This is a genomic window from Mesorhizobium sp. M0207, assembly GCF_040321995.1.
Taxonomy (GTDB): Bacteria; Pseudomonadota; Alphaproteobacteria; order Rhizobiales; family Rhizobiaceae; genus Mesorhizobium.
On the sequence record NZ_JAMYSQ010000008.1, the window covers coordinates 24,272 to 46,024 of the forward strand.

The window sequence follows — 21,753 nt, forward strand, 5'->3', positions numbered from 1 at the left end:
CCCGTATAGTGACGGGGAGAAAAACGCCTGCACTGAAGCTTTCGCCAGTCACGAACGTTGCGGAAAAGGCGCCTAAATTGCGGTCAACCCCTTCTCCCCGTCACTATACGGGGAGAAGGTGCCGGCAGGCGGATGAGGGGCAGCGCCGACTTCGACAATTCGCCGGTCGAGCGCCGCCCATTGGCGGCTCTCCGAATTGCTACTGCGCGCCGCGCGCGACGCGCTCGATTTCCTCGCGCACCAGCCGCTCGACCAGCGTCGGCAGGTTGTTGTCCAGCCAGTCCTGCAGCATCGGCCGCAGCATCTCCTCGGCCATCTCGTCGAAGGTCTTCTTGCTGCGGCTGGCAAACGCGTCCGAAAGTTCACCGAAGGCGGCGGCAACCTGCCGGCCCGCATGCTCCGAAAGGATCGCCGGCCGAAGGGACGGCGCCTCGCTGGCCGCCGGACGCGCCAATCCGATTCTAGAAGATTCCGGGCCGATTTTAGAAGGTTCCGGGCCGCTTTCCGAAGGCTCCGGCCCAATTTCCGAAGGCTCCGGCACAGGTCCAGCAGTCGCCTCGTTCTCGAAAACCTCGGCTTTCGGCTCGGCGTCCGGCGTCCGGAGTGGCTCGGCGCGCTCCGGCTTGGCCATCGCGTCGCCGACCGCGGCGATCTCGCGCCGCCAATCGGCTATGATGGTGTCGGTCGTCTCGGCAGCCTTGGCTGTCGCAGGCCGATCCGGCTTTGCGGGAGCGGTGTTCACCTCAGCCGGCGTAACCGCTGCCTTTACCCGGCCGGCGCGCAGCGGCGTTTCCAGGGGCTCAATGACCGGCGCGGCCGTTGGCTGCACCTCGGCGCGCGTGGCCGGCTTGGCGATCTCCAGCCCGCCGCGCAGTTCGGAGCGGAACGCATCCCCCTCCGCTGCCCGTCCGGCTGCCGGCGCCGGTTGCAGATCCTGGCGCAGCTCGTCCGCGTCGCCCGGCTGCTTGCGGCCGGTATCGCTGTCCTCGATGATCCTTCTGATGGAAGCCAGTATTTCTTCCATGGAAGGTTCGCGCTGTACGCTGCTTGCCGTCGCCATCGTCACATCCGCCGCCCTTGTGACTCGTTCTCAGATTTCCTGTCCGGCAATGCCGGATTCGAATCATGGCAACAGCGTAACCGACGGAACGGCTTGCGAGAATCCCCAATCTGGCGACATCTCTGATTTCAACAGATTAGGGTCGGGAGTTGAAAGCCCGCGCGTCGTTCGAGCGCGGGCTGAAAACACGGCCTGGCGATCAGCGGCCGTCCGGCGTGCGCAGACCGATCCACTTGTCCTTGACGGCGTTGTAATGCTCTTCGGGCCTGTACTTCGTCACGTTGAGCGCAAGGCGGTCTGCCGACAAATGGCCAACCGCCGAGAGGATGGCATAGCTCGCCACCACCACGTCGCGTTCGGCGCTGACAAGATTGATCTTGGCGGTGATGAGGGTCGCCTGCGCGTTGAGCACGTCGAGCGTGGTGCGCTGGCCGACATTGCGCTCTTCGATGACGCCGTTCAGGGCAAGCTGCGCGGCGGCGACCACCTGCCGGTTGGCCGTGACGCTTTGCTGCGCGGCGGTGTATTGCGACCATGCCGAGGTCACCGCCTGGCGCACGGTGTCGCGGCTGACATCGACCTCGATACGGGCCTGGCTAAGTGATTCCTTTGATTGGCGAACCAATGCCGAGGTCCGGCCGCCGGAATAGATCGGTATCGTCAATGTCGCACCGATGTTCGCCGAATTGGTTACGCCATCCTGTGTCGAGGAGAGCGAGCCGGGCGCGGTGCCGCGATAGGCGCTCGAAACACCCGCCGACGCCGAGAGTTGCGGCAGCAGCGCGCCTTCGGCAGACTTCACGGAAAACGCCGCCGCGTCGACCAGATGCGCGGTGGCGAGGATGGCCGGATGCTCGGCCGATGCGATCGCGATCGCTGCATCGAGGCTCGACGGCAACAGCTTCGACACCGGCGAAGCCGGCCTGAGCCTGCCCGGCTCGTCGCCGACGATCTGGCGATAGGTCGCGGCGCTTGCCAGCGCCGTAGCGCGGGCGGCGCTCAACTGCGCCACCGCGGAGGCACGCTGGGCGTCGGCTTGCGCGACGTCGGTGCGGGTACCTTCGCCGACCTCGAAGCGCGAACGCGCCGCACGCGCCTGCTCGGTCAGGAATTGCAGGTTCTGTTCGGTCAGCACGGCGACCTGACGGTCGCGGATGACGTCCATATAGGCGCTTGCCGCGTTGAAAAGAGTGTTTTCTTCGGCGTTGCGCAGGCTTTCGAACGAAGCGCGGACCCGCGATTCGGCGGCCGCCACATTGTTCCTGGTCTGAAAACCGTCAAACAGCGTCTGGTCGATCTCGACGCCAAAGTTGCCGGTGGTCAACGAGATGTTTCGGTGCAACAGGTTGCTGTGGCTGGCGGTATAATCAATACTTCCGGAACCGGTGATGGTCGGGCGCCAGCCGGACTTGGCGATGGCAACGCCCTCGTCGGTGACGCGAACGCCGGCGCGTGAAGAATTGAGAGAGGAATTGTTCTGATAGGCCTTTGAAAGTGCCCCGAGAATGGTTTCGGCCGAGGCGGCCATTGGAGAAAGCGCGGTCGCCGAAACGAGGACAGCGGTAAAAAGCAACTTGCGTACAGACGGCACGTTATATTCCCTCATTCGTTTTGCACGGGAACTGCGCCACGCTGGCTTCTCCTTCTGATCAGCCGGCGCCGCGTTTTTTATCGTTCCCCCGCTGAAAGCCCCCAAGAAACACCCGGTTATGCAGATCAGCAACGATTGTTCAAACGCAAGCGATCATGACAGCGCCTTCGCTGCAAGGCAAAATCACTCAGAATTCGAAGGCGGGAATGCGTTCGAATCCCGGTAGTGGCTTAATTGCCGCATTAAATGCGCGTCTTCCCGTTACAACCCCTCCAGTCTTAAAAAAAAGCCGGGCTACGCCCGAATTGCCCTGCCCTTCAACGGCGACGAGTCGGCCGCCTTCGGCAAGCTGGTCGAACAGCGCCGCTGGCACCTCGCCGACGCTGCCGCCGATCAGGATGACGTCGTAAGGCGACTTCTCTGCGTGGCCTTGCGGCAGCGGCCCGTGGACCACCGTGACATTGCCGCAACCCAGCGCCGCAAGCGTCGAAGTGGCGGTCTCGGCCAGCGCCGGATCGCTTTCCAGCGCCACCACGGACCTTGCCAGCCGCGACAGGATCGCCGCCGCATAGCCGGTGCCGCAGCCGACATCGAGTGCCGAATCGCTTGGGCCGATATCGGCCAGCTGCATCAGCTTGGCCAATGGCGACGGTTCCATCAGATAGCGCGGGCCATCGGCCGTATCGGCAATGCGGATGTCCTCGTCGATATAGGCAAGATCGCGCTGGCCGGGGGCAACAAAGGCCTCGCGCGGCACCACAAGCATCGCCTCGAGCAACGTCGCGCTGGTCACGTCGGTGGTGCGGATCTGGCCGTCGACCATCTTCACCCGGCGTTCGGCAAAATCAGCGCTCATGTTCCAACCATCCGCTTGCCGCGCAAAGGCCGCGGCTGTTTCGACCGGAACTGAAGCCCCCTGACGCTGACGCGCGGGAGCTCGGGCATTGGAGGCCTCGCCCGGAATCGAACCGGGGTGCAAGGATTTGCAGTCCTCTGCGTAACCACTCCGCCACGAGGCCTCATTGCTCCCGGCGTTCCACCCGGCTCCAATAGGTTGCGGCGAAAATGCCGTCAAGCGGCCACCATGCATTCCCAACGGTTCCTCGACATTCCATGCCCTGCCTTATCAACGCAATGCCCATCTTAGCAATAACATATTAGCTTATCGTTAAGCATGATTCTGGGCGACGGGAACCCGAAACCGGCGGCCACGTTGGGCAAAGAGGAGGCTCCGCCATGCGTCGAGCAGCTACGAAGGACGGCACGTCGCGCGGATTGTCGCAGTCTGCAGAGCTTGTGCGCTATGCCATCGACCGCCTCAGCATAGAAGGCGCAAACACCCTGCCGCCGCGCGACCGGGCGCGGCTGGCATCGGCTACCGCCGTTCTCAAGGAGCTTTGCGAACGCCTGGAAAGCTGTTTCGACCAGCCTCGGTGAGGCCTGGACGACCACGCCGCTCTCAAAACAATTGCCGAATACCGGCCTGTCAGCAGGGCAGTCTCAGTCAGGCCGGCGCCGTCGCTCCCACCAGACGACGAAGCGGCGCCGATGACGACGCACCAGGGCAAATTCGTAGGAGAGCACCAGCAGTCCGATCGGTACCATCCAGAAACCCAGGATCGGCAGGAAGCCGAGAATGCCGCCGATGATCAGCACAACGCCGATCGCAATCCTGAGGCCGCGCGAGCGCGGCATGGTGAACTGGCGGCCGAAGACCGAGATTTTCCGGGCCGGTGGCTGTTCGTCGCTCATTGCCGTCATGTGAAATGTCGATCCGTTTGCATCAGTAGCACCATCAGCCGGAGAAAGCCGCAACGGCCTTTTCTGTTCCTTGACAGGCGAGAGACAGCTCATATGAGGGCGCTCGCCGGCCATTGCCAGCAAGCCTCGCGCCAAAAAGCATCGAAAAAATGCGAAATGCTTCTTTGCAAAGCCGAAACGGGTTTGCTATAGGCTGCCCCACTCACATGAGAGCCTCTGTTCCCCGGTAGCTCAGTGGTAGAGCAACCGGCTGTTAACCGGTTGGTCGCTGGTTCGAATCCGGCCCGGGGAGCCAACATCTACGCTGCGGTGCGATGCGGCCGCGGACCTATTCAATTTCCCTGTAGGATCATGCGCTTCGCTCCAGCCGGCGCGATGGGGAAGAAAGTTGTGGCCAACCTTCGCGCAAGCATCGACGCGATGTTCTGGTTATAACTAACGTTTCGAGTTGGATACCGGACCTCGACCTATGCCTTTCCTGCTGCGCCTATCGAGATTCAGGAATGAGCCGCTATCGACCACGCCCCTGAGTACAATATGACGAAGGGAACATCACGATCCCGACGGATCCCGATGCCGCAACGCGTCGACAATGATCTTGAACGCAGGAAGGTTTTGGCGGCGGCTCGGATAATAGAGAAAATAGCCATCGAAGAAGGGTGATCAGTCGTCGAGGACCTTCACCAGCAATCCTGAGACGACGTGCCGCTCCACGATGTTCTCGGGAACATAGGCGATGCCATAGCCACTCACTGCAGCGTCGATCATGGCGTAGGAGTTGTTGAAGGTAAGTTGACCGTCCACACGGACACGCAGCGCCTGTCCATCCTTCTCGAACTCCCATGCGTACAGACCACCGGCGGTTTCGTGACGCATGTTGATGCAGACGTGCCGGACCAGATCCTGCGGATGCACAGGCACGCTGTGCGCCGCGAAGTATCGCGGCGAAGCCACGGCGACTAAGCGCCAGTCCGGGCCGATGCGGACCGCGATCATGTCTTTCTCGACGCTCTCTCCAAGCCGGACACCGGCATCAAAGCCTTCCTCGACAATGTTGCGGAAGGTGCTGTCCAGGATCAGTTCGACGCCGATGTCGGGATAGCCGCTGAGGACCGGCTTAAGCTTCGGCCAGACCACGCTTTCGAGCGCGTGGTCGGACAGGGTCAACCTGATCGAGCCTGACGGCTTTTCGCGGAGCGCCATCAGCGCTGTGATCTCGTCTTCGATTTCACCAATGCGCGGGGTGATCGTCTGTAGCAGCCTTTCGCCCGCAACGGTCGTCGCGACATTACGCGTCGTGCGGGTCAGAAGGCGTATGCATGCGTGTTTCGAGCTGCTTGATCGTGTGACTGAGCGTCGATTGCGCGACGCCGAGCTTTGCCGCCGCCTTGGTGAAGCTGCGCTCTTCTGCGACAGCCTGAAACCACGTCAATTGGTTGAGATCGGTTCTGGCCATGAAGTTTCTCTCTCCGTCGCTTGCAGCGGATTATTCGATATAGTCGATAGGTTCATGCCGATTTATAGGGGTAATCGCTTTATGGCAAAACCATTAGGTTTGCACTGCAACAATGCATTACCGCGATGTCGGTGATTTGGATGACATGGATGTCGCAAAATGCGGCCGAGGCCGCCGGCAAGCCTGATGGTCGCGGCGATCCAGGCTTCGATCCTTCTGGGCGCGGTAGTCGGAGGGGTGCTGCTGTATGGTCTGACGATCTCCGCGATCTTCATCGGCAGCTTGGTTCTGGCCGGCTTCGCAATCGCGCTGATCGGCAACGGTCGGCGTCTGCTCAAACTCGAAGAGGACTGGCCAAAGTGGCGAGTGGTTCAATTCCAACCCAAACTTACAGGAGATCGGAAATGCCTTTGAATACCCCTGATACGAAAATACCAGCGCGTGAAATCCACCGGCGGGAGCTTTTGAAGCTGACCGGCTCCGGCATCGCCGCCTTCAGTGGGGCGTCACTCTTCAACTTTCCCTTCGCAAAGGCTCAAGACATGTCAAACGGTGCAAACAATTTCTATACAAGCGGTCAGGTGACGCTGGAGAAAGTGACCTTCAAAAGCCAATACCAGATGAATATTGCGGGAAATCTGCTCGTTCCCAAGAACCTCGACCGCAATGCACGTCATCCGGCCATCGTCGTCGGCCATCCAATGGGCGCGGTGAAAGAGCAAAGCGCGACCCTCTATGCCACCAAGATGGCCGAGCAGGGCTTCATCGCCATGGCGATCGACCTGCCATTCTGGGGCGAGAGCGAGGGCGAAGCCCGACAGATCGTTTCACCGGATGTCTACGCCGAGGCGTTCAGCGCGGCGGTGGACTTCCTCGGGACACACGCGTTCGTGGACCGCAACCGCATTGGCGCGATTGGTGTCTGCGGCAGCGGCAGCTTCGTCATCAGCGCCGCCAAGATCGACCCGCGCATGCGCGCCATCGCCACGGTCAGCATGTATGACATGGGCGCGGCGAACCGAAACGCACTCAATCACTCGCTAAGCGTCGAGCAACGGAAGCAGATCATCGCAGCGGCCGCCGAACAGCGCTACTCCGAATTCGAAGGCGGCCAAGTCCAGTATACGGGCGGCACTGATCTCGAACTGACCGCGTCGACGCATCCCATCCAGCGCGAGTTCTACGATTTCTATCGGACACCCCGCGGAGAGTTTACCCCGGCGGGTGTCTCCGACCAGATAACGACTAAGCCGACGCTGACCAGCAACGTCAAATTCATGAACTTCTACCCGTTCAATGACATCGAGACGATCTCGCCGCGCCCAATGCTGTTCATCAGCGGCGATCAGGCGCATTCGAGGGAATTCAGCGAGGAAGCCTACAGACTGGCAGCCGAGCCCAAGGAACTGGTTTGGGTCCAGGGCGCCGGTCACGTCGATCTCTACGACCGTGTGGACCTGATTCCGTTCGACAGGCTTACCAGCTTCTTCAATCAGCACCTCTCCGCGTGACTGACGAGATGGAGCCTGTGTTTGCTGGGGCGGTCTCCATCTGCCTAGAAAACGGAGGAATGACCCGTGCTGAAATCACTGCTGAGCGCTGGCGTTATTGCATTTGGAATGGTTGGACCCAGGATGGCTCAAGAACGTATTGGCATTTCATCAGACTGGGGCGAGGTCACGGCCGATCTTGCCGATAACGAAGCCGCAAAATCTCTTGCTCAGATGTTGCCGCTTGCCATTGAGATGAGCGACCACCTTCGCCAGGAAGAAGACCGGTAAATCTACCGGCTCCATTTCCGGAACAGACACGGCAGCGCGACTTCTCGGTCGGCACGCTCGGGCTGTGGAGTTCCGATCATTTCGTGATCTACTATCGGAATGGTCGCGTCCCGTCGCCCGGCATCGTTGTGCTCGGGAAGGTCGCCGGCGATGTTTCGATCTTTGATCGTCCCGGTTCCGTCACGGTGAGAATTGAACGTGCTGGCTGAGGCGTGTGCAGCGCGGTGGCATCACGGGAAACAGCGGCATGAGCCGGGTGCGGATTTCGACAGCGCCTGCCCCTGCGGTCACAGACGCCACGACCGGCATGGAGCACCTCCTTGCCACCGCGGCGACCCGCTCCCTGATTTCCCTCGTGATCGTACTGATCCCCAGGCCGCGTTCAACACTGCCGCGCGATACCGTCCCTAGCCGACCTTCACGAGCAATCCTCCACGGCCCGCCGGCAACGAGTAGCGCCTCAGTGCGATCACGGTCACGTTTCGTTTCCTGTGCGCTTGCGGCGAATCCTGGCGTCGTCCGATCGCGAACTCGTAGTTCTCAGCTTCATCTTTCATTTGCCGGACGACATTGCCAGTCGCAAGGCCGCCCTGCCCTGGAAAGCCGCCTGCCCTAGATTGGACAGCGGCGCGGCAATGTTCCCAATGTAGGCCGCCAAGCCAACCTGAATGACGGGAATTACGGAATTACGGTGACACTTTGCGGCGGCATTCAGGGCGTTTCCGCCGCAAATCTCAAATGCGCGTTTTTAGCCTTCCCTGACCGGCAGCGCCTTTTCACCGGAATTGACCGCCCTATTTCGCCTCGACAGGTGGGTGGCTGCTTGCTGGACGAGTCCCTGCGACGAGTACGGCATGTGCTTCGAGGTAACCTCACATGAACTTCCACGATCGGCACCTATTGAGGTTGCGGGTGAACGGAGAGGATCACAGCCTTTCCGATCTCGATCCCCGCGTCACGCTGCTCGACCTGCTGCGCGAGCGGCTGCATCTGACCGGAACGAAAAAGGGATGCAATTTCGGCGAGTGCGGCGCCTGCACCGTGCATCTCGACGAACGGCGTGTGAATGCCTGCATGATACTTGCCGTGTCCTGCGAGGGACGCGAGGTCACGACGATCGAAGGGCTGGCAGACGGCGACGCGCTTCATCCCGTGCAGCAGGCGTTCATCGATCATGATGGTTTCCAGTGCGGATTCTGCACGCCCGGCCAGGTGATGTCGGCGGCGGCGCTGATCGAGGAGGGACACACCGGCTCCGATACCGAGATCCGCGAATGGATGAGCGGCAATCTGTGCCGCTGCTCCGCCTATCCGCAAATCGCCGAGGCGGTGCGCGCGGCGGCCGGGAGGGTGAGCCAATGACCCCATTCGTCTACGCGCGCGCCGATAGCCTGGGCGAAACGATCGCGGCCGGTGCAGCGCCGGACAGCGCCTTTCTCGCCGGCGGCACCGAATTGCTCAACTGGCTGCGCCTTGGCATTGCCGAGCCGGTGCGGATCATCGACATCTCCCGCCTCGACGGGCTGGATCAGATCGAGGCACTGCCCGGCGGCGGCTTGACGATCGGCGCGCTGACGCATCTCAACGATGTCGCGCAGCATGCGCTGGTGATGCGCAATTATCCGGTGTTGAGCCAGGCGATCCTCAACGCGGCGTCGCCGCAACTGAGAAATCTCGCAACGATTGGCGGCAATCTGCTGCAGAAGACGCGCTGTGCCTATTTCCGCGCCGAAGAGCAGCTGCCATGCAACAAGCGTCAGCTCGGCTCCGGCTGCTCGGCATTGCATGGCATCAACGACAATCACGCGATATTCGGCTGGACCGAGGATTGCGTCGCCACCCAGCCATCCGACCCGGCCGTGGCGCTGGCAGCACTTGATGCGGTCATCGTCACCGCGCACCGCAGCGGCGGCCGGCGCATTCCGGCAGCCGAATTCCACCTGCTTCCCGATACGCGGCCCGAGGCGGACAATGTGTTGCAGCAAGGCGAACTGATCACGGCAATCGAGCTGCCGGCGCCGGCGCCGCGATCGGCTTACCTCAAGGTGCGCGAGCGCGAATCCTACGAATACGCCATCGTCTCCGCCGCCGCTGTGCTGGAGATGGACGGCCAAACTATCCGTCGGGCGGCCCTGGCGTTGGGGTCCGTCGCGCTGCGGCCGTGGCGGCTGAGCGCCGCCGAGGAGCAGCTCGCCGGTGCCGAAATCGGCGATCGCGAGGCGTTGAGCACCGCTATCGAGCAATCCTTCGCCGAAGCGCGTCCCTTGTCGCAGAACGCCTACAAGATCGAACTGGCCAAGACCGCCGCTTTGCGGGCGATCGAAAGAGCAGCGAGGATGCCGTCATGATGATCAGCCAGCCTGTTGCCCGCCCTGACGGCGGCGCCAAGGTGACCGGCCGCGCCCGCTATGCGGCCGACTATTTCGCCCCCGACCTGCTCTATGCGGTACTCGTGACCGCGCCCGTTCCGGCCGGCCGCGTGACGTCGATCATGGTCGACGACGCGCTCGCCGATAAGGGCGTCGTGCGTGTGCTCACGCATGAGGACATGCCCAAATTCGGCCGGTTCGCATCGCCGAGGGCCGAGCCCGATACGCAGATGCAGCAGGCCGAAGGCCCGCCGGCCGCGCAGAGCTTCATGCCCATGCAGGGCGACGAGATACGTCACGAGGGCCAGCCGCTTGCCATTGTGCTGGGCGAGACGCTGGAGGCGGCGGAGGCCGGCGCCCGCCGCGTCGCATTGCGCTACGAGTTCGCCGAGCCGGAATTGCCGGCACCGCCGGAGTGGACCGCCATCGACAAGGCTGCGGTCGTGCCGAGGGAGAGCGGCTTCCTGTTCCTGGAGCCGACGTTTACGAAGGGCGAGGTCGACCGCGGGCTTAGCGACGCCGCCGCCACGGTCGAAGCCGTCTATTTGCAGCCGTCGCGCCATCACAACGCCATGGAGCCCTCGGCAACGCTCGCTGAGTGGAATGACGGAGAGCTGACGCTGCACGATGCCACGCAGCACGTCTACGGTGTCCGCCAGGTGCTTGCCGCCCGCATGAATGTCCCGGCCGAGAACGTCCGCGTGATTTCCCGCCATACCGGCGGCGGCTTCGGCGGCAAGGGCTGGATCTGGCCGCATCAGGTGCTGGCCGCCGCCGCCGCGCGCATCATGCAGCGCCCGGTCAGGCTGGCGCTCAGCCGCGCCAATGCCTATTCCTGCCTCGGCTACCAGCCGCGCATGGCACAGAAGATCGTGCTGGCTGCGGACAGCTCGGGCAAGCTGACCGCCGTGCAACAGGACGTGATCAACCTGACCACCGTGAGCGACGATTTCGTCGAGTTCGCCACCGAAGCCTCGAAGGGTCTCTACGCCACGCCGGCGATGCGTCTCAGCCAGCGCGTCGAGCGCGCGAACGTCGCCATGCCGACGGCGCTGCGCGCGCCGGTCGAGGGTCCAGGCACCTGGGCCCTCGAAAGCGCGATGGACGAGCTCGCCCACCGCCTGGGCGTCGATCCGCTCGACCTGCGTCTGATCAACCGTGCGGACACGGATCCGGCCACCGGCCAGCCCTGGTCATCGAAGAAGCTGCGCGAGGCCTATGAGGAAGGCGCCCGCCTGTTCGGCTGGCGCGAACGCCCGCGCAAGCCGCAACGCGACGGCGATTGGCTGATCGGCTACGGCATGGCGACCTGTACCATGGGTTGTTTCCGCCACCCGACGCCTGCAGCCGAGGTCAGGCTGCACAGGGACGGCACGGTGCTCATCCGCACCGGCACGCAGGACATAGGGACCGGAACACTCACCATCTTTCCGCAGATCGCAGCCGACGTGCTGGGCCTGCCGATGGAGAAGATCGAGTTGGAAATGGGCGATACGCAGCTGCCGGAGGCGGGACCGACCTATGGCTCGTCATCGACCATGGGGGTGGGCGCGGCGGTGCTTGCCGCCGCCGAAGATGCGCGTTCGCAGCTTGCCCGTCTTGCCAATCTGCTGCCGGACGAGGTGGAGATGCAGGACGGCAAGATTCGCCGCAGGGGCGCTGCCGGCGGTCAGACGATCGCCGATGTGATGAGCCATACCGACATCGGCGAGATCGTCGGCTCCGGCTCGTTCGATCCGGCGCAGCATGGCAAAGGCCTCGCCATGCGCACTTTCGGCGCGATTTTCATGGAGGTCGGCGTCGATCCGGGGCTCGGCCTGCTCAGGCTCCGTCGCGCCGTCGGCAGCTACAGCGCCGGCCGCATCGTCAATCCCCGCACCGCACGCAGCCAGATGACGGGCGGCATCATCTGGGGCTGGGGCATGGCGGCCATGGAGCAGAGCAGGCACGAACCGGTGCTTGGGCGGTTCCTGTCGAAGAACCTTTCCGGGGTCGCCATTCCGGCCAACGCCGACATTCCCGGCGACATCATAATCCACTTCGTCGATGAGGTGGACGAGCATGCCAGCCCGATCGGCGGCAAAGGCATCGGCGAACTCGGCGCCACCGGCGTTGCCGCTGCTGTTGCCAACGCCGTCTTCGACGCCACAGGCAAGCGGATCCGGGAGTTGCCGATCACGCCGGAAAAACTGCTGTCGAAGGATCGGCCCGCGGAAGCGTCTGCTCGACCAGGTTGACGTAATAGCGCATCACCGTCGGCACGATCTCGTCGTTGAAAACGTAGCGGTCGCCATGCAGGCCTTTGCCCGGGCCAGCCTCGCCGGCGCCGATCCAGGCATAGCAGCCGCCGGCGTCGCGGATCATGAAAGCGAAATCCTCGCAGCCGAGACTGGGGCTGAACTCGGTCAAGACATTCTCCCGGCCGACGACGGGGGCGGCGGCCTCGACGGCGCGGGCCGTCGCATCCGCCGTATTGATCAGCGGCGGATAGCCCTTCCTGTAGTCGAGCCTGGCCTTGAGCGAATGCGCGGCGGCAATACCTTGTGCGATCTCGCCGATCAGCCTCTCGCAATGGTCGGAAAGGCCGTGCTCGAAGAAGCGGCAGGTGCCTTGCAGCCAGACCTTGCCCGGCACGATGTTGCCGACATTGCCGCCATGGATCTGCGTGATGCTGACGACAAGCGCGCTCTGCGGGTCGACCGAGCGGCTGACGATGCGCTGGACGGCTTGCACGAAGGCGCTGGCGGCCAGGATCGGGTCGTCGCCGAGCTGCGGCATCGCGGCATGCGCGCCAAGACCCTGGAAGGTCAGCTCGAAATTATCAACGGCCGCCATTTGCGCACCAGCGCGGGCGGCGATCGTCCCCAGCCTGACGCCCGGCCAGTTGTGGACCGCATAGACCGCCTCGACCGGAAAGCGCTTGAACAGGCCGTCCTCGATCATGCGCATGCTGCCGCCCTCGCTCTCCTCGGCCGGCTGAAAGATGAAAGTGACGGTGCCGTCGAAGGTGCGCGACTCGCTAAGCAATTTGGCGGCGCCGAGCAGCATCGCGGCGTGGCCGTCATGGCCGCAGGCGTGCATCACGCCCTCTTGCCTCGAAGCATAGGACAGGCCGGTTTTCTCCAGCACCGGAAGCGCGTCGAGCTCGGCGCGAAGGCCGATAGCGCACGTTCCAGCGCCGCTGCGCAGGACACCGACGACGCCGGTGCCGCCGATCCCTTCATGCACCTCATCGACGCCGAAGGAGCGCAGCTTCTCTGCAACGAAACGCGCCGTTTCGTATTCATTGAATCCGAGCTCCGGATTGGCATGGATATGGTGCCGCCAGCCTATGACCTCTGGTGTCAGCGCGGCGATGGGGTCATTATGCAGCATGATGCCTCCTTTCCGCCGACAAAAAGCGGCTTGGTTTGCCAGCCATAGAAGGCCCGGCGAGAGGCGTCTTGAACCGGATTGACCATGGCAAGGACAAACGAAGCGGCAGAGACCGGGAAATACTGGCGCCATCCGTGTTTTCCCGACCTGGGCCTGTTCGAGGCGCGCTTCACCCGGCACCGCTACGACCTGCACACGCACCCGACCTATGTGATCGCCCTGATCACCTCTGGCTGCGAGCGCATTCGCATCGGCCGCAAAAGCGTTCTCGCTCCGGCAGGCACCATTGCCGTCGTCAATCCCGAGGAGTGGCATGACGGCGAACGCGGGGCGGATGAAGGCTGGGCCTACCGGACGTTTTATCCTTCGGTGCCGCTGATGAGCGCGCTTGCCCGCGAACTCGGCCGCTACGGCGCTCCGGTGTTTTCGCGCGCGACGATCGAAGACAGCAGTCTCGCTGCAGTATTGACGGCAGCGCACCAGGGCTCGACATCCCCGGACACGATGACGGCCGAGACGTCTCTGCTCGTGGCGCTGCGACGGCTGATCGTTCGCCATGGCGATTCGAGCGGACAGGCCGAAGAGATCGAAAGCTCCGGATCACAGCGAAGATTTTCGCTCTACCGCGATCTTGTCGAAAACGAGCTTGGCTCACGGCTCGATCTCAAGCGGCTTGCCGGCGCGGCTGGCGTGACCCGGTTCCAGGTCATCCGCGACTTCAACAAGGCAATTGGCCTGACGCCGGCGGCCTATATCCGCGACCGGCGATTGCGCCGGGCGAGCACGCTGATCGAACAGGGATTTGGCCTTGCCGACGCCGCCATCGCGGCCGGTTTCGCCGACCAGAGCCATCTGTCCCGTACATTCCGGGCCATGCATGGCATGACGCCAGGCATGTTCAGAAAAGCGGGATAAACGCTGCTGAACAGGACAAGCTTGCGCGCCAATGCGCGCTGCGCAATGCTGGCGCAGCTCGGGGGGAATCATGCGAAAATCTTGGTATCGACGCTGCTGCTCGCGGTAGTTCTATCCGCAACGGCTGCCCAGGCGCTGGATGCCAGCGGGATGCCGGTAGTGGTGACCCCGCTTGCCTCTCGCACCGAGACCGCGTCCGGCCAGCCGATCACGCTGCCGCAGAACAACGTCCAGGTCCTGGTCTCGGCCTATCAGATCGCGCCGGGCGCGACCTTGCCGGTCCACAAGCATCCGTTTCCGCGCTATGCCTATGTCGAGGCCGGCACGCTTCAGGTCACCAATGTCGAGACCGGCAAGAGCAACACCTATCAAACAGGTGATTTCATCATCGAGATGATCGGGCAATGGCATCAGGCGACCAATGTCGGCGCCGACCCGGTCAAGCTGCTGGTCATCGACCAGGTCGAAGAAGGCACCAAGAACACGGTGTTGCGCCAGTAGCTGCCAGGTCTGAGAACGGCGTCCGGGGCGGATCCAGCACAGCGCGTAACAGACGTCAGAACGCGAACCCCTCCGGCAAATTGTGATTCCAATAGCCTTCCTCGACAAGTTCACTTATGCGCCAGCCCTCGGACGTGCGTACGACGCGGTCTCGATACCAAAGCCCCTGGAAGAAGACCTGCCTTTTGCCTTCGCCGAGGTCTACCACCATCGGGCATGAACAATGCACGCGCGCGCTGGCCTCATCCCCTCGGAGATCCAGAAGGATTGTCGAAATGGCGTGCTGCGAGATCAATATCTTGGAAAGGGCGCCTTTCATGTAAGGAACATGCTCATCCACACCGCTCCTGATTCCACCTGTTACAGTGTCGTCAAGCAAGGCATCGGGTGTGAATATTTTGCGATAGGCTTCCCAGTCGCGATCGTCCACCGCATAGCAATAGCGAACAAGCAGCTGTTCGATCTCAAGCCTATCGGAAACCTCCTGCAATGAAAGGGTCATGTCCTGTCTCCGCGGTTGGCGGCACTAATGCCGCATGCGCCAAGCCTGCCCCGACATTTCGATCAATATTCACGTTGCCGATGCTCCGAGCAACCTCGCCGCGCGACTGGGCCTGCGCAAACCCGAACACTCATTTGGCCTCCGCCTTTACCCGGCCGGCAGCGGCGGCCAGCACGGCGCGATCCCCCTCTTCGTAAAAGCGGCGGATGGAGATTGCCTTGACGCGCCAACCTTCCGGCGTCCGCACCAGCCGGTGGAGGTAGCTGCCACCGACCGTCCAGAACCGCCCGCCGATCCAGTGGGTTGCGCGGACATGGCTGCGTGCGACCGCGTCATTGCCCGCGCCCTCGACGGTGATGTTGGTTATGAGGTGCTGGGTGGCGTCGAAGCCCGGCAGCAGCCCTTGCCACTGCGCGATCAACGCGTCGCGGCCGCTAGTCGTGACCTTGCCGCCGAAGAGGCTGGTGTAGTCGGTCGTGACACGGGCTGCGAGATAGGATCTGACCCGGTTCCATTCACGCAGATCGGCATAGAGGCCGATCCCGGCAATCGCCTCGGCGATTGCGATCCTGTCTTTGACCGTCAGCGCATCTCCCGGAGCGCTCGAGGCGGGCGCCGAGACGGCGGAAATCATCGCAGCGGAAACCGCCGAGGCCAGGACATGCCGGCGCGTGACGAGGCTCATTGTCCCGCCTCCCCCGCACTGCCCAGCGTCGCGCGGAAGTGCGCGGCGACGGCATCGCTTGCGGCCTCCACCGGCGCGGCACGATCGTAGAAATCGAATTGGGTGACGTTGTCGAGCCACAGCTCCCGCCTGGAACTGTTCAGCCGCGTGTAGAATTTGTGCGCCCCCTTCGGAATGGCAGCCGCCTCGCTGTGCACCATCAAAAAAGGCTGGCGCAGGCGCGGAGCAGCCTGGATGGCGTCAAACGTCAGCCAGCCGCGCCAGAACGCCGGATCGGCCTCGTTGCGCCAGGCCGGGATCATGCCGCGATCGGGTTCGGTGTAGTAAGGCACCTTGAACATGATCGCGCGCTCGTCGGTCAGGCTCGCGGCCGGAAGGAATGCCTGTCTGCCGGTGCGGCGATATTCCGCCTCTGCCGCATCGCTCGTGGCTTCAAGCCTGGCGACGCCATGCCTGCCGCCATAGGCCTGCTCGACCACTTCGGCATCCTGTAACCAGGGCGCAACGAGGGCGACCGATTTGATCGCCGCGTTTTCGGCGGCGGCGGTGACCATATAGCCGGAGCTGGCGCAAATGCCGAGCCCGCCGATGCGGTCCTGATCGGCTTCGGGCCGGCTCGAGAGATAGGCGACCGCCGCTTCGATGTCGGCGATCTTGGCCCTAGGATCCTCGTACTGGCGGCGTAGGCCGCCGCTTTCGCCCCAACCGCGAAAATCGAAGGTCAAGGCGACGAAGCCACGATCGGCCATCTCGCGGGCGTAGCGGGCCGGCATCTGTTCCTTCACCGTCATCCAGGCGCCGGTCACGACCAGCGCCGGCCGAGGTTTTGCCGCGTCCATATCCTCCGGCAGATAGAGCTCGCCGACAAGCTGCTCACCATGCGAGGAGAATGTGACGTGCTCGACGCGCGGTGCGGCGACGGCATTGGTGACGGCGAGCGCGGCGGTGGTTGCTACGGCAAGTGTCAGGGTTTTAAACATCGCAAGTCTCCTTTGGCTTGGAGTGAGAAGCGCTGCGCGTTGCGAGAAAGACCGCCGTCTCAGCGCTCGCCAGCCAGTCGGCCGGGCAGCGGCTTCAGCGGGTAATGCGCCCAGTAGAAAGCGTCCGACTGGTACATGTCGGTCAAAAAATTCTGTGCCTCGGCGATTTTGCCGTCCTTGATGCGGAACATCAGCGCGTAGAACTGGTCGATCTCGGGACCTGAGCCGACATTCGACCAGCCGCGATGGACGTCGACAACGAGGTCGCCTTGCGCCTGGAAGAAGATCGGCTCGGCCTTGAACTTGCCATCGGCCAGGCCGCGGAAGAAGGCGACCACCTCGTCCGGCCCGCGCTTGTCGCCGGCGAGCGGATGATGGCCGGGAATGCGCCACACGATATCAGGCGCGAGGAAGGGCCGCACGGCCTCGGGATTACCGGTCGCGTAAGCTGCGTAATAGCCTTTGATGAGCTGGATATTGCGGTCTTCCAGTGGCCCGCTGTGCGCCGGGGCGGCAGACACCGCCAGAAGAGTGCCGGCGGCGAGTAAAGCAAGCCTGGTCATCGGTCCTGTCTCCTTGCCTGTTCGAGCCGTTCCCAACACCGAGGCCCGTTCGTCAGACCCAACATGACGCCTTTCGTTCGCCGGAAAAACCGGTAGAATTCGACAGGGCTATTTGGAAAATCCTTACAATGCGCCTCGACCAGTTCAGCGGCATCGTCGCCTTCGTCAAAGTCGCCGAGGCCAAAAGCTTCAGCCGCGCCGCCGCCGAGCTCGGCGTCGCTCCGGCCTCGTTAAGCGAGGCGATCAAGGGGCTCGAGGAGCGCCTGGGGGTGCGGCTGCTCAACCGGACGACCCGCAGCGTTGGCTTGACCGAAGCTGGCGCTGAATACCTCGACCACGTGCGCCCGGCAGCCGAAGATATCTGGGCGGCTGGCGCGGCACTGCGCGAAGCTCGCGATCGTCCCGCCGGCACGCTGCGCCTCAGCCTGCCCTGGATCGCCGCGCCGCTGCTGATAGAGCCACTGATGCGGCCGTTCATGGATGCTTATCCCGAAGTGCGGCTTAGTCTGATTTTCGACGACAGCTTCGTCGACATCGCCGCCGAGGGCTTCGATGCCGGCCTGCGCATCGGCGAGCTTCTCGAGAGAGATATGATCGGCGCGCGCCTGGGCGGGCCCCTGCAGATGGTCGTGGTGGGCAGCCCCGATTATCTGGCGCGCAACGGTACGCCGAAGCGGCCGGCAGACCTCGCCGCCCATCGCTGCATCGCATTCGCCCTCACCCGCACCCGCACGATTTCACCCTGGGAATTCATTGTGGAGGGACGCGAAGTCGCATTTACGCCGGACGCATGCCTGATCGTGAACACGCTTCCGCTGTGCATTACCGCCGCCGCGCAAGGGCTTGGCCTCGCCTTCGCGGTCGAGGGCCTCGCCGCGCCGCTTCTCGCCTCAGGCGCGCTGGTCAAGGTGCTGGAGCCTTTCTGTCCCGCTTACGAGCCGCTCCACCTCTATTATCCGAGCCGCCGCCTCGTACCGCCGAAGCTGCGGGCCTTCATCGACTTCGTCCGCGCGAACGCTCACGAGTTGCGGATCTGACGTGCCGTTGCGAAAAGCGAGCCCCGTTCAGCCCCAGGCGCCGACAATCTGCCTGGTGGTTGCGTTGAGCCGGTTGAATGCGTTGATCAGGGCAATCTGGACGACCAGGGCGGCAAGCGCCTTTTCGTCATAGTGCCGGGCGGCCTCGTCCCAGACTGCATCCGGCACCGGATCCGGCCGATCGGCCAACCGGGTTGCCGCCTCGGTCAGTGCCAGCGCGGCGCGTTCGGCGTCGGTGAAGTAGGGTGTCTCCCGCCATGCGGACACGGCAAAGATGCGCTCGTCTTTTTCGCCGGCCTTCTTCAATTCGCGCGCATGCATATCGACGCAGAGGCTGCATCCGTTGATCTGGCTGGCGCGTAGATGGACGAGCTTGCGCGTCACATAGGACAGGTCGGCCGTCTCGGTCGACTTGTCCAGCGCGAGCAGTGCCTGCAAGGCGCCGGGAATGAGCATCACCGGGTTTTTCAACCGTGCTTGCATGGTGGTCTCCTTAGGCGCGTTTCTGCCGGCCGCACATTTAGCTTTCGGTCGGCTGTGCTGTTAATCAATCAATAACTCGCTGGCTATGAATCGACATATAGCTGAACGGTTATGGATGTGTCAAGCGGCAAAATTGGAGCACCGCCGGCCGCCCTGTCGCGTGTTGAGCCAACAGTTCCGGCTTTCATCGCACCATGCCCGATGCTACCGCTGGGCAGCTGAAATCATCGACGGATCGCCTATGATCGAGACCGAACGCCCTCGCCTGCCGCTGATCGAGATCTGCGTCGAAGGCATAGACGGCCTGCTGGCCGCGCAAGCCGCCGGCGCCGACCGTGTCGAGCTCTGTGCCAGCCTGATCGAGGGCGGCATCACACCGAGCTTCGGCACGGTGCGCACGGCGCTCGAGCTGGCGACGATCCCCTTCCACGTCATCGTGCGGCCGCGCGGCGGCGATTTTCTCTATGGCGAAGCCGAATATCGTTCGATGCTCGCCGATGTCGGCGCGCTTGCCGAGCTCGGCGTCGCCGGTGTCGTCGTCGGTTGCCTCACTGCCGACGGCACCATCGACGAACAGCGCATGAGCGAATTGGTTAAGGCGGCGGGAAGCTTGAACGTCACCTGCCACCGCGCTTTCGACATGACCCGCGATCCGACAGAGGCGCTGGAAGCGCTGATCCGCTGCAAGGTCGGCCGCGTGCTGACCAGCGGCCAGCGCGACACGGCGCTCGAGGGCGCTGACCTGCTCGCCGATGTTGTCAGGCAGGCCGGCGACCGCATCATCATCCTGGGCTGCGGCGGGCTTGATCCCGAGAACATCGGCAAGGTGCGGAGGAAAACCGGGTTGAGCGAAATGCACTTCGCCGCGCTCAAGGACGTGCCGAGTGCCATGCGTTACCGCAACCCGAAAGTCGGCATGGGCGGCACCGACCTCGACCGCGAATACCGCAACACCGTGACCGACGAGGCGCTGGTGGCGGCGACCATCGCAGCCGCCCGGCTGTGATCCTGGAAGATCGAACAACATGATCGAAGTGCGTTTGCCGATCGAACGGGTTTCGCCGAGTGATGAGTCCGCAATCCTCGCGCTCAACAACGAGCATGCCGCCGAATTGTCGTGGCTCGAACCCGAGCGCCTGTCCTTCCTGCTCGCCGAAGCGTTTTACACGCGCCGCATCGGTACGCTCGAAGCCTTCATCATGACCTTCGACCAGGACGCCAGCTACGACAGCCCGAACTTCCTGTGGTTTCGCCAGCGTTACCCGCGGTTCGTCTATGTCGATCGCGTCGTGGTCGCCGCCGCAGCGCGCGGGCGCGGCCATGCCCGCCGGCTGTACGAGGATCTGTTCGAGCAGGCATCACGCGCGGGCCAGGCGATCGTCACCTGCGAAGTCAATGCCGAGCCACCCAATCCGGCTTCGGACGCCTTCCATGCCGCACTCGGCTTTGCGGAAGTGGGCGACGCGGTAATCCACGGCGGCAGGAAAGCCGTGCGGTATTATGCAAGACGGATCGCCGGCTGAACGGCGGGCGCCGTACGCCCTACCAATTGCGGTTCAGCCAGGAGCGGGCCGGCTTTTCGATGATGTAGTAGCTGCACAGCGCGCAAGCGAACGCCGCCGCAAGCATCAACCACGGCGAACTGCCTTTTATGTCGACGAATTGATAAAAGGGCTGCTGCCAAAGATAGAGCGAATACGACCACAGCCCCAGCATCGTCATCGGCAGGGACGATAGAAACCCGGTCAGATACCGGCTGCCGAAGTCGAGCGAATTGACGGCGAGTGCCAGCAGCGGCACCGCGACCAGATAGTGGATCGGGGTTGGCACGGCAGCCATGAAAAGGAGCACAGCCAGTACTGAGGCCGCCAGGGCGACATGCGGCCCCTTGAACAGCGCCGGCAGCCTGTCGTCGGCCTTGAGCAGGCATATCACCGCCGACAGCAGGATCGAGGCGATGTGCACGTCGGTGCGCCAATAGGTGCCCTCGTAGCCTATTGCGAGCACCCAGTAGGAGATGGCGCCGTTTGCCATGGCCAGCACCGACAATGCACCGAGCAACATGATGACCCGGGACCGCCCCGAGACGACGACGCTGATCAGCGCCAGGATGATATAGGCGTGCTCTTCGACGCAGAGCGACCAGATATGGTCGAGCGCGCCGGCGCGGGTGACGAGAATTCCGGCATAGTTGTAGGTGAACGTCAGCGCCGTCGGCGCCGCCTTCCACTTGAAGGCGATGAATGTGCCGGACAGGGCAACCATCGCGGCGACGACAAAAATCAGCAGTGCCGGGTAGATGCGGGAGAACCGGCGCTTGAAGAATTTCTTCAGCGGATAGTATTCGACAAACAGGATCTCGGCCATCAGCCGGCCGCTGAGCACGAAGAAGAATTCGACGCCAAGGACGCCGAGATTGATGCCGGGAACGGGGAAGAAATGGCCGATCAGCACCAGCGCGATCGACAGGCCGCGCCAGCCGTCGAGATAGGCAAGCCTGGTTCTTGCCGAGCTATCGGCCACAGGCCTGGACACGACAAGACGCGTCGCGGAGATGTCCGTCATGCCGGTCCCTTCATTGAACCTGCGAAAGGCGGGCTGGAGGCCGCATTCCTCCAGCTATATTGCAGCGCACCAGAACTTTGTGCAAGTGCGAGATAACGACACGCCCGAAGTACAGGGCGGACCGAAAAG

24 protein-coding genes, 2 tRNA genes and 1 pseudogene are annotated in these 21,753 nt (G+C 63.2%); 14 read left to right on the forward strand and 13 right to left on the reverse strand.

All coding sequences use genetic code 11. From position 1 onward, the window contains the following. Positions 1 to 199: 199 nt before the first annotated feature. The 4 genes from NKJ15_RS13495 to NKJ15_RS13510 form a co-directional block, all read right to left on the reverse strand. On the reverse strand, positions 200 to 1,060 hold the full coding sequence (locus NKJ15_RS13495) for a DUF2497 domain-containing protein (protein ID WP_352815685.1): 861 nt from the start codon (positions 1,058 to 1,060) through the stop codon (positions 200 to 202). Positions 1,061 to 1,259: 199 nt separating this feature from the next. After that, positions 1,260 to 2,651, reverse strand: coding sequence for a TolC family outer membrane protein (locus tag NKJ15_RS13500; protein ID WP_352470406.1), 1,392 nt, complete (start codon positions 2,649 to 2,651; stop codon positions 1,260 to 1,262). 187 nt (positions 2,652 to 2,838) lie between these two features. After that, positions 2,839 to 3,507, reverse strand: coding sequence for a protein-L-isoaspartate O-methyltransferase family protein (locus NKJ15_RS13505; RefSeq protein WP_352815687.1), 669 nt, complete (start codon positions 3,505 to 3,507; stop codon positions 2,839 to 2,841). Positions 3,508 to 3,596: 89 nt separating this feature from the next. Beyond that, a tRNA-Cys gene (locus NKJ15_RS13510) sits at positions 3,597 to 3,670 on the reverse strand. A 217-nt stretch (positions 3,671 to 3,887) separates the two neighbouring features. Here NKJ15_RS13510 and NKJ15_RS13515 point away from each other — a divergent pair. Then, on the forward strand, positions 3,888 to 4,088 hold the full coding sequence (locus tag NKJ15_RS13515; RefSeq protein WP_352451402.1) for a hypothetical protein: 201 nt from the start codon (positions 3,888 to 3,890) through the stop codon (positions 4,086 to 4,088). A gap of 63 nt (positions 4,089 to 4,151) precedes the next feature. Here the strand turns inward: NKJ15_RS13515 and NKJ15_RS13520 are convergent, their stop codons facing one another. Further along, complete coding sequence (locus NKJ15_RS13520) at positions 4,152 to 4,412, reverse strand: hypothetical protein (protein ID WP_023676401.1); 261 nt, start codon at positions 4,410 to 4,412, stop codon at positions 4,152 to 4,154. A 220-nt stretch (positions 4,413 to 4,632) separates the two neighbouring features. On the opposite strand from NKJ15_RS13520, the gene NKJ15_RS13525 reads away from it, so the two are divergent. Beyond that, positions 4,633 to 4,707, forward strand: a tRNA-Asn gene (locus tag NKJ15_RS13525). A 257-nt stretch (positions 4,708 to 4,964) separates the two neighbouring features. Here NKJ15_RS13525 and NKJ15_RS13530 read toward each other — a convergent pair. Continuing rightward, positions 4,965 to 5,868 (reverse strand): annotated as a pseudogene (locus NKJ15_RS13530) (LysR family transcriptional regulator). Between the two features lie 186 nt (positions 5,869 to 6,054). Here NKJ15_RS13530 and NKJ15_RS13535 point away from each other — a divergent pair. The 7 genes from NKJ15_RS13535 (at position 6,055) to NKJ15_RS13565 (ending at position 12,255) form a co-directional block, all read left to right on the forward strand. Further along, entirely contained in the window at positions 6,055 to 6,282 is a 228-nt protein-coding gene (locus NKJ15_RS13535; protein WP_352470377.1) for a hypothetical protein, read from the forward strand. Positions 6,283 to 6,332: 50 nt separating this feature from the next. After that, positions 6,333 to 7,379 carry an alpha/beta hydrolase gene (locus NKJ15_RS13540; protein ID WP_352685030.1) on the forward strand — a complete coding sequence of 349 codons (1,047 nt, stop codon included), beginning with the start codon at positions 6,333 to 6,335 and terminating at the stop codon, positions 7,377 to 7,379. Between the two features lie 66 nt (positions 7,380 to 7,445). Next, complete coding sequence (locus NKJ15_RS13545) at positions 7,446 to 7,649, forward strand: cyclophilin-like fold protein (protein ID WP_352815690.1); 204 nt, start codon at positions 7,446 to 7,448, stop codon at positions 7,647 to 7,649. Positions 7,650 to 7,711: 62 nt separating this feature from the next. Then, on the forward strand, positions 7,712 to 7,858 hold the full coding sequence (locus tag NKJ15_RS13550; protein WP_352815829.1) for a hypothetical protein: 147 nt from the start codon (positions 7,712 to 7,714) through the stop codon (positions 7,856 to 7,858). Between the two features lie 667 nt (positions 7,859 to 8,525). Then, positions 8,526 to 9,011: a (2Fe-2S)-binding protein gene (locus tag NKJ15_RS13555; protein ID WP_352614066.1), complete on the forward strand. Its 486-nt coding sequence runs from the start codon at positions 8,526 to 8,528 to the stop codon at positions 9,009 to 9,011. Next, positions 9,008 to 9,997: an FAD binding domain-containing protein gene (locus NKJ15_RS13560; RefSeq protein WP_352815691.1), complete on the forward strand. Its 990-nt coding sequence runs from the start codon at positions 9,008 to 9,010 to the stop codon at positions 9,995 to 9,997. The genes NKJ15_RS13555 and NKJ15_RS13560 overlap by 4 nt, the downstream gene beginning before the upstream one ends. After that, on the forward strand, positions 9,994 to 12,255 hold the full coding sequence (locus NKJ15_RS13565; protein WP_352815693.1) for a xanthine dehydrogenase family protein molybdopterin-binding subunit: 2,262 nt from the start codon (positions 9,994 to 9,996) through the stop codon (positions 12,253 to 12,255). Before NKJ15_RS13560 ends, NKJ15_RS13565 begins: the two co-directional genes overlap by 4 nt. Here the strand turns inward: NKJ15_RS13565 and NKJ15_RS13570 are convergent. Further along, a complete protein-coding gene (locus NKJ15_RS13570) occupies positions 12,194 to 13,393 on the reverse strand; it encodes an amidohydrolase (RefSeq protein WP_352815695.1) in 1,200 nt (399 codons plus the stop codon). The genes NKJ15_RS13565 and NKJ15_RS13570 overlap by 62 nt on opposite strands. 84 nt (positions 13,394 to 13,477) lie before the next feature. On the opposite strand from NKJ15_RS13570, the gene NKJ15_RS13575 reads away from it, so the two are divergent. After that, complete coding sequence (locus tag NKJ15_RS13575; protein WP_352614024.1) at positions 13,478 to 14,308, forward strand: AraC family transcriptional regulator; 831 nt, start codon at positions 13,478 to 13,480, stop codon at positions 14,306 to 14,308. 45 nt (positions 14,309 to 14,353) lie between these two features. Further along, entirely contained in the window at positions 14,354 to 14,809 is a 456-nt protein-coding gene (locus NKJ15_RS13580) for a cupin domain-containing protein (RefSeq protein ID WP_352815831.1), read from the forward strand. 55 nt (positions 14,810 to 14,864) lie between these two features. Here NKJ15_RS13580 and NKJ15_RS13585 read toward each other — a convergent pair whose 3' ends face one another. From NKJ15_RS13585 to NKJ15_RS13600, 4 genes are all read right to left on the reverse strand, one after another. Beyond that, on the reverse strand, positions 14,865 to 15,311 hold the full coding sequence (locus NKJ15_RS13585; RefSeq protein ID WP_352815697.1) for a nuclear transport factor 2 family protein: 447 nt from the start codon (positions 15,309 to 15,311) through the stop codon (positions 14,865 to 14,867). A gap of 130 nt (positions 15,312 to 15,441) precedes the next feature. Next, positions 15,442 to 15,996, reverse strand: coding sequence for a nuclear transport factor 2 family protein (locus NKJ15_RS13590; protein WP_352815699.1), 555 nt, complete (start codon positions 15,994 to 15,996; stop codon positions 15,442 to 15,444). Beyond that, positions 15,993 to 16,976: an alpha/beta hydrolase gene (locus NKJ15_RS13595; RefSeq protein WP_352614022.1), complete on the reverse strand. Its 984-nt coding sequence runs from the start codon at positions 16,974 to 16,976 to the stop codon at positions 15,993 to 15,995. Before NKJ15_RS13595 ends, NKJ15_RS13590 begins: the two co-directional genes overlap by 4 nt. A gap of 59 nt (positions 16,977 to 17,035) precedes the next feature. After that, positions 17,036 to 17,539 (reverse strand): nuclear transport factor 2 family protein, encoded by a 504-nt coding sequence (locus NKJ15_RS13600; RefSeq protein WP_352614021.1) that lies wholly within the window; start codon positions 17,537 to 17,539, stop codon positions 17,036 to 17,038. 128 nt (positions 17,540 to 17,667) lie between these two features. Between NKJ15_RS13600 and NKJ15_RS13605 the strand changes: the two genes are divergently transcribed. Further along, on the forward strand, positions 17,668 to 18,576 hold the full coding sequence (locus NKJ15_RS13605) for a LysR family transcriptional regulator (protein WP_352815701.1): 909 nt from the start codon (positions 17,668 to 17,670) through the stop codon (positions 18,574 to 18,576). 27 nt (positions 18,577 to 18,603) lie between these two features. On the opposite strand, the gene NKJ15_RS13610 is transcribed toward NKJ15_RS13605, so the two are convergent. Next, a complete protein-coding gene (locus tag NKJ15_RS13610; RefSeq protein ID WP_352771471.1) occupies positions 18,604 to 19,059 on the reverse strand; it encodes a carboxymuconolactone decarboxylase family protein in 456 nt (151 codons plus the stop codon). Positions 19,060 to 19,300: 241 nt separating this feature from the next. Here NKJ15_RS13610 and NKJ15_RS13615 point away from each other — a divergent pair, with 241 nt between their 5' ends. Continuing rightward, entirely contained in the window at positions 19,301 to 20,065 is a 765-nt protein-coding gene (locus NKJ15_RS13615) for a copper homeostasis protein CutC (RefSeq protein ID WP_352815703.1), read from the forward strand. A gap of 19 nt (positions 20,066 to 20,084) precedes the next feature. Continuing rightward, the gene (locus NKJ15_RS13620) at positions 20,085 to 20,582 is read left to right on the forward strand and encodes a GNAT family N-acetyltransferase (protein WP_352815705.1); all 498 of its coding nucleotides are present in this window, start codon (positions 20,085 to 20,087) and stop codon (positions 20,580 to 20,582) included. 19 nt (positions 20,583 to 20,601) lie between these two features. Here NKJ15_RS13620 and NKJ15_RS13625 read toward each other — a convergent pair whose 3' ends face one another. Beyond that, complete coding sequence (locus NKJ15_RS13625) at positions 20,602 to 21,624, reverse strand: acyltransferase family protein (RefSeq protein WP_352815707.1); 1,023 nt, start codon at positions 21,622 to 21,624, stop codon at positions 20,602 to 20,604. Positions 21,625 to 21,753 lie beyond the last annotated feature (129 nt).

Excerpts from the sequence above, each read along its gene's own strand:
- NKJ15_RS13495 (WP_352815685.1), bottom strand. The coding sequence starts at position 1,060 with ATGGCGACGGCAAGCAGCGTACAGCGCGAACCTTCCATGGAAGAAATA.
- NKJ15_RS13505 (WP_352815687.1), bottom strand. The coding sequence starts at position 3,507 with ATGAGCGCTGATTTTGCCGAACGCCGGGTGAAGATGGTCGACGGCCAG.
- NKJ15_RS13515 (WP_352451402.1), top strand. The coding sequence starts at position 3,888 with ATGCGTCGAGCAGCTACGAAGGACGGCACGTCGCGCGGATTGTCGCAG.
- NKJ15_RS13520 (WP_023676401.1), bottom strand. The coding sequence starts at position 4,412 with ATGACGGCAATGAGCGACGAACAGCCACCGGCCCGGAAAATCTCGGTC.
- NKJ15_RS13535 (WP_352470377.1), top strand. The coding sequence starts at position 6,055 with ATGGTCGCGGCGATCCAGGCTTCGATCCTTCTGGGCGCGGTAGTCGGA.
- NKJ15_RS13555 (WP_352614066.1), top strand. The coding sequence starts at position 8,526 with ATGAACTTCCACGATCGGCACCTATTGAGGTTGCGGGTGAACGGAGAG.
- NKJ15_RS13560 (WP_352815691.1), top strand. The coding sequence starts at position 9,008 with ATGACCCCATTCGTCTACGCGCGCGCCGATAGCCTGGGCGAAACGATC.
- NKJ15_RS13565 (WP_352815693.1), top strand. The coding sequence starts at position 9,994 with ATGATGATCAGCCAGCCTGTTGCCCGCCCTGACGGCGGCGCCAAGGTG.
- NKJ15_RS13570 (WP_352815695.1), bottom strand. The coding sequence starts at position 13,393 with ATGCTGCATAATGACCCCATCGCCGCGCTGACACCAGAGGTCATAGGC.
- NKJ15_RS13575 (WP_352614024.1), top strand. The coding sequence starts at position 13,478 with ATGGCAAGGACAAACGAAGCGGCAGAGACCGGGAAATACTGGCGCCAT.
- NKJ15_RS13580 (WP_352815831.1), top strand. The coding sequence starts at position 14,354 with ATGCTGGCGCAGCTCGGGGGGAATCATGCGAAAATCTTGGTATCGACG.
- NKJ15_RS13585 (WP_352815697.1), bottom strand. The coding sequence starts at position 15,311 with ATGACCCTTTCATTGCAGGAGGTTTCCGATAGGCTTGAGATCGAACAG.
- NKJ15_RS13590 (WP_352815699.1), bottom strand. The coding sequence starts at position 15,996 with ATGAGCCTCGTCACGCGCCGGCATGTCCTGGCCTCGGCGGTTTCCGCT.
- NKJ15_RS13595 (WP_352614022.1), bottom strand. The coding sequence starts at position 16,976 with ATGTTTAAAACCCTGACACTTGCCGTAGCAACCACCGCCGCGCTCGCC.
- NKJ15_RS13600 (WP_352614021.1), bottom strand. The coding sequence starts at position 17,539 with ATGACCAGGCTTGCTTTACTCGCCGCCGGCACTCTTCTGGCGGTGTCT.
- NKJ15_RS13605 (WP_352815701.1), top strand. The coding sequence starts at position 17,668 with ATGCGCCTCGACCAGTTCAGCGGCATCGTCGCCTTCGTCAAAGTCGCC.
- NKJ15_RS13610 (WP_352771471.1), bottom strand. The coding sequence starts at position 19,059 with ATGCAAGCACGGTTGAAAAACCCGGTGATGCTCATTCCCGGCGCCTTG.
- NKJ15_RS13615 (WP_352815703.1), top strand. The coding sequence starts at position 19,301 with ATGATCGAGACCGAACGCCCTCGCCTGCCGCTGATCGAGATCTGCGTC.
- NKJ15_RS13620 (WP_352815705.1), top strand. The coding sequence starts at position 20,085 with ATGATCGAAGTGCGTTTGCCGATCGAACGGGTTTCGCCGAGTGATGAG.
- NKJ15_RS13625 (WP_352815707.1), bottom strand. The coding sequence starts at position 21,624 with ATGACGGACATCTCCGCGACGCGTCTTGTCGTGTCCAGGCCTGTGGCC.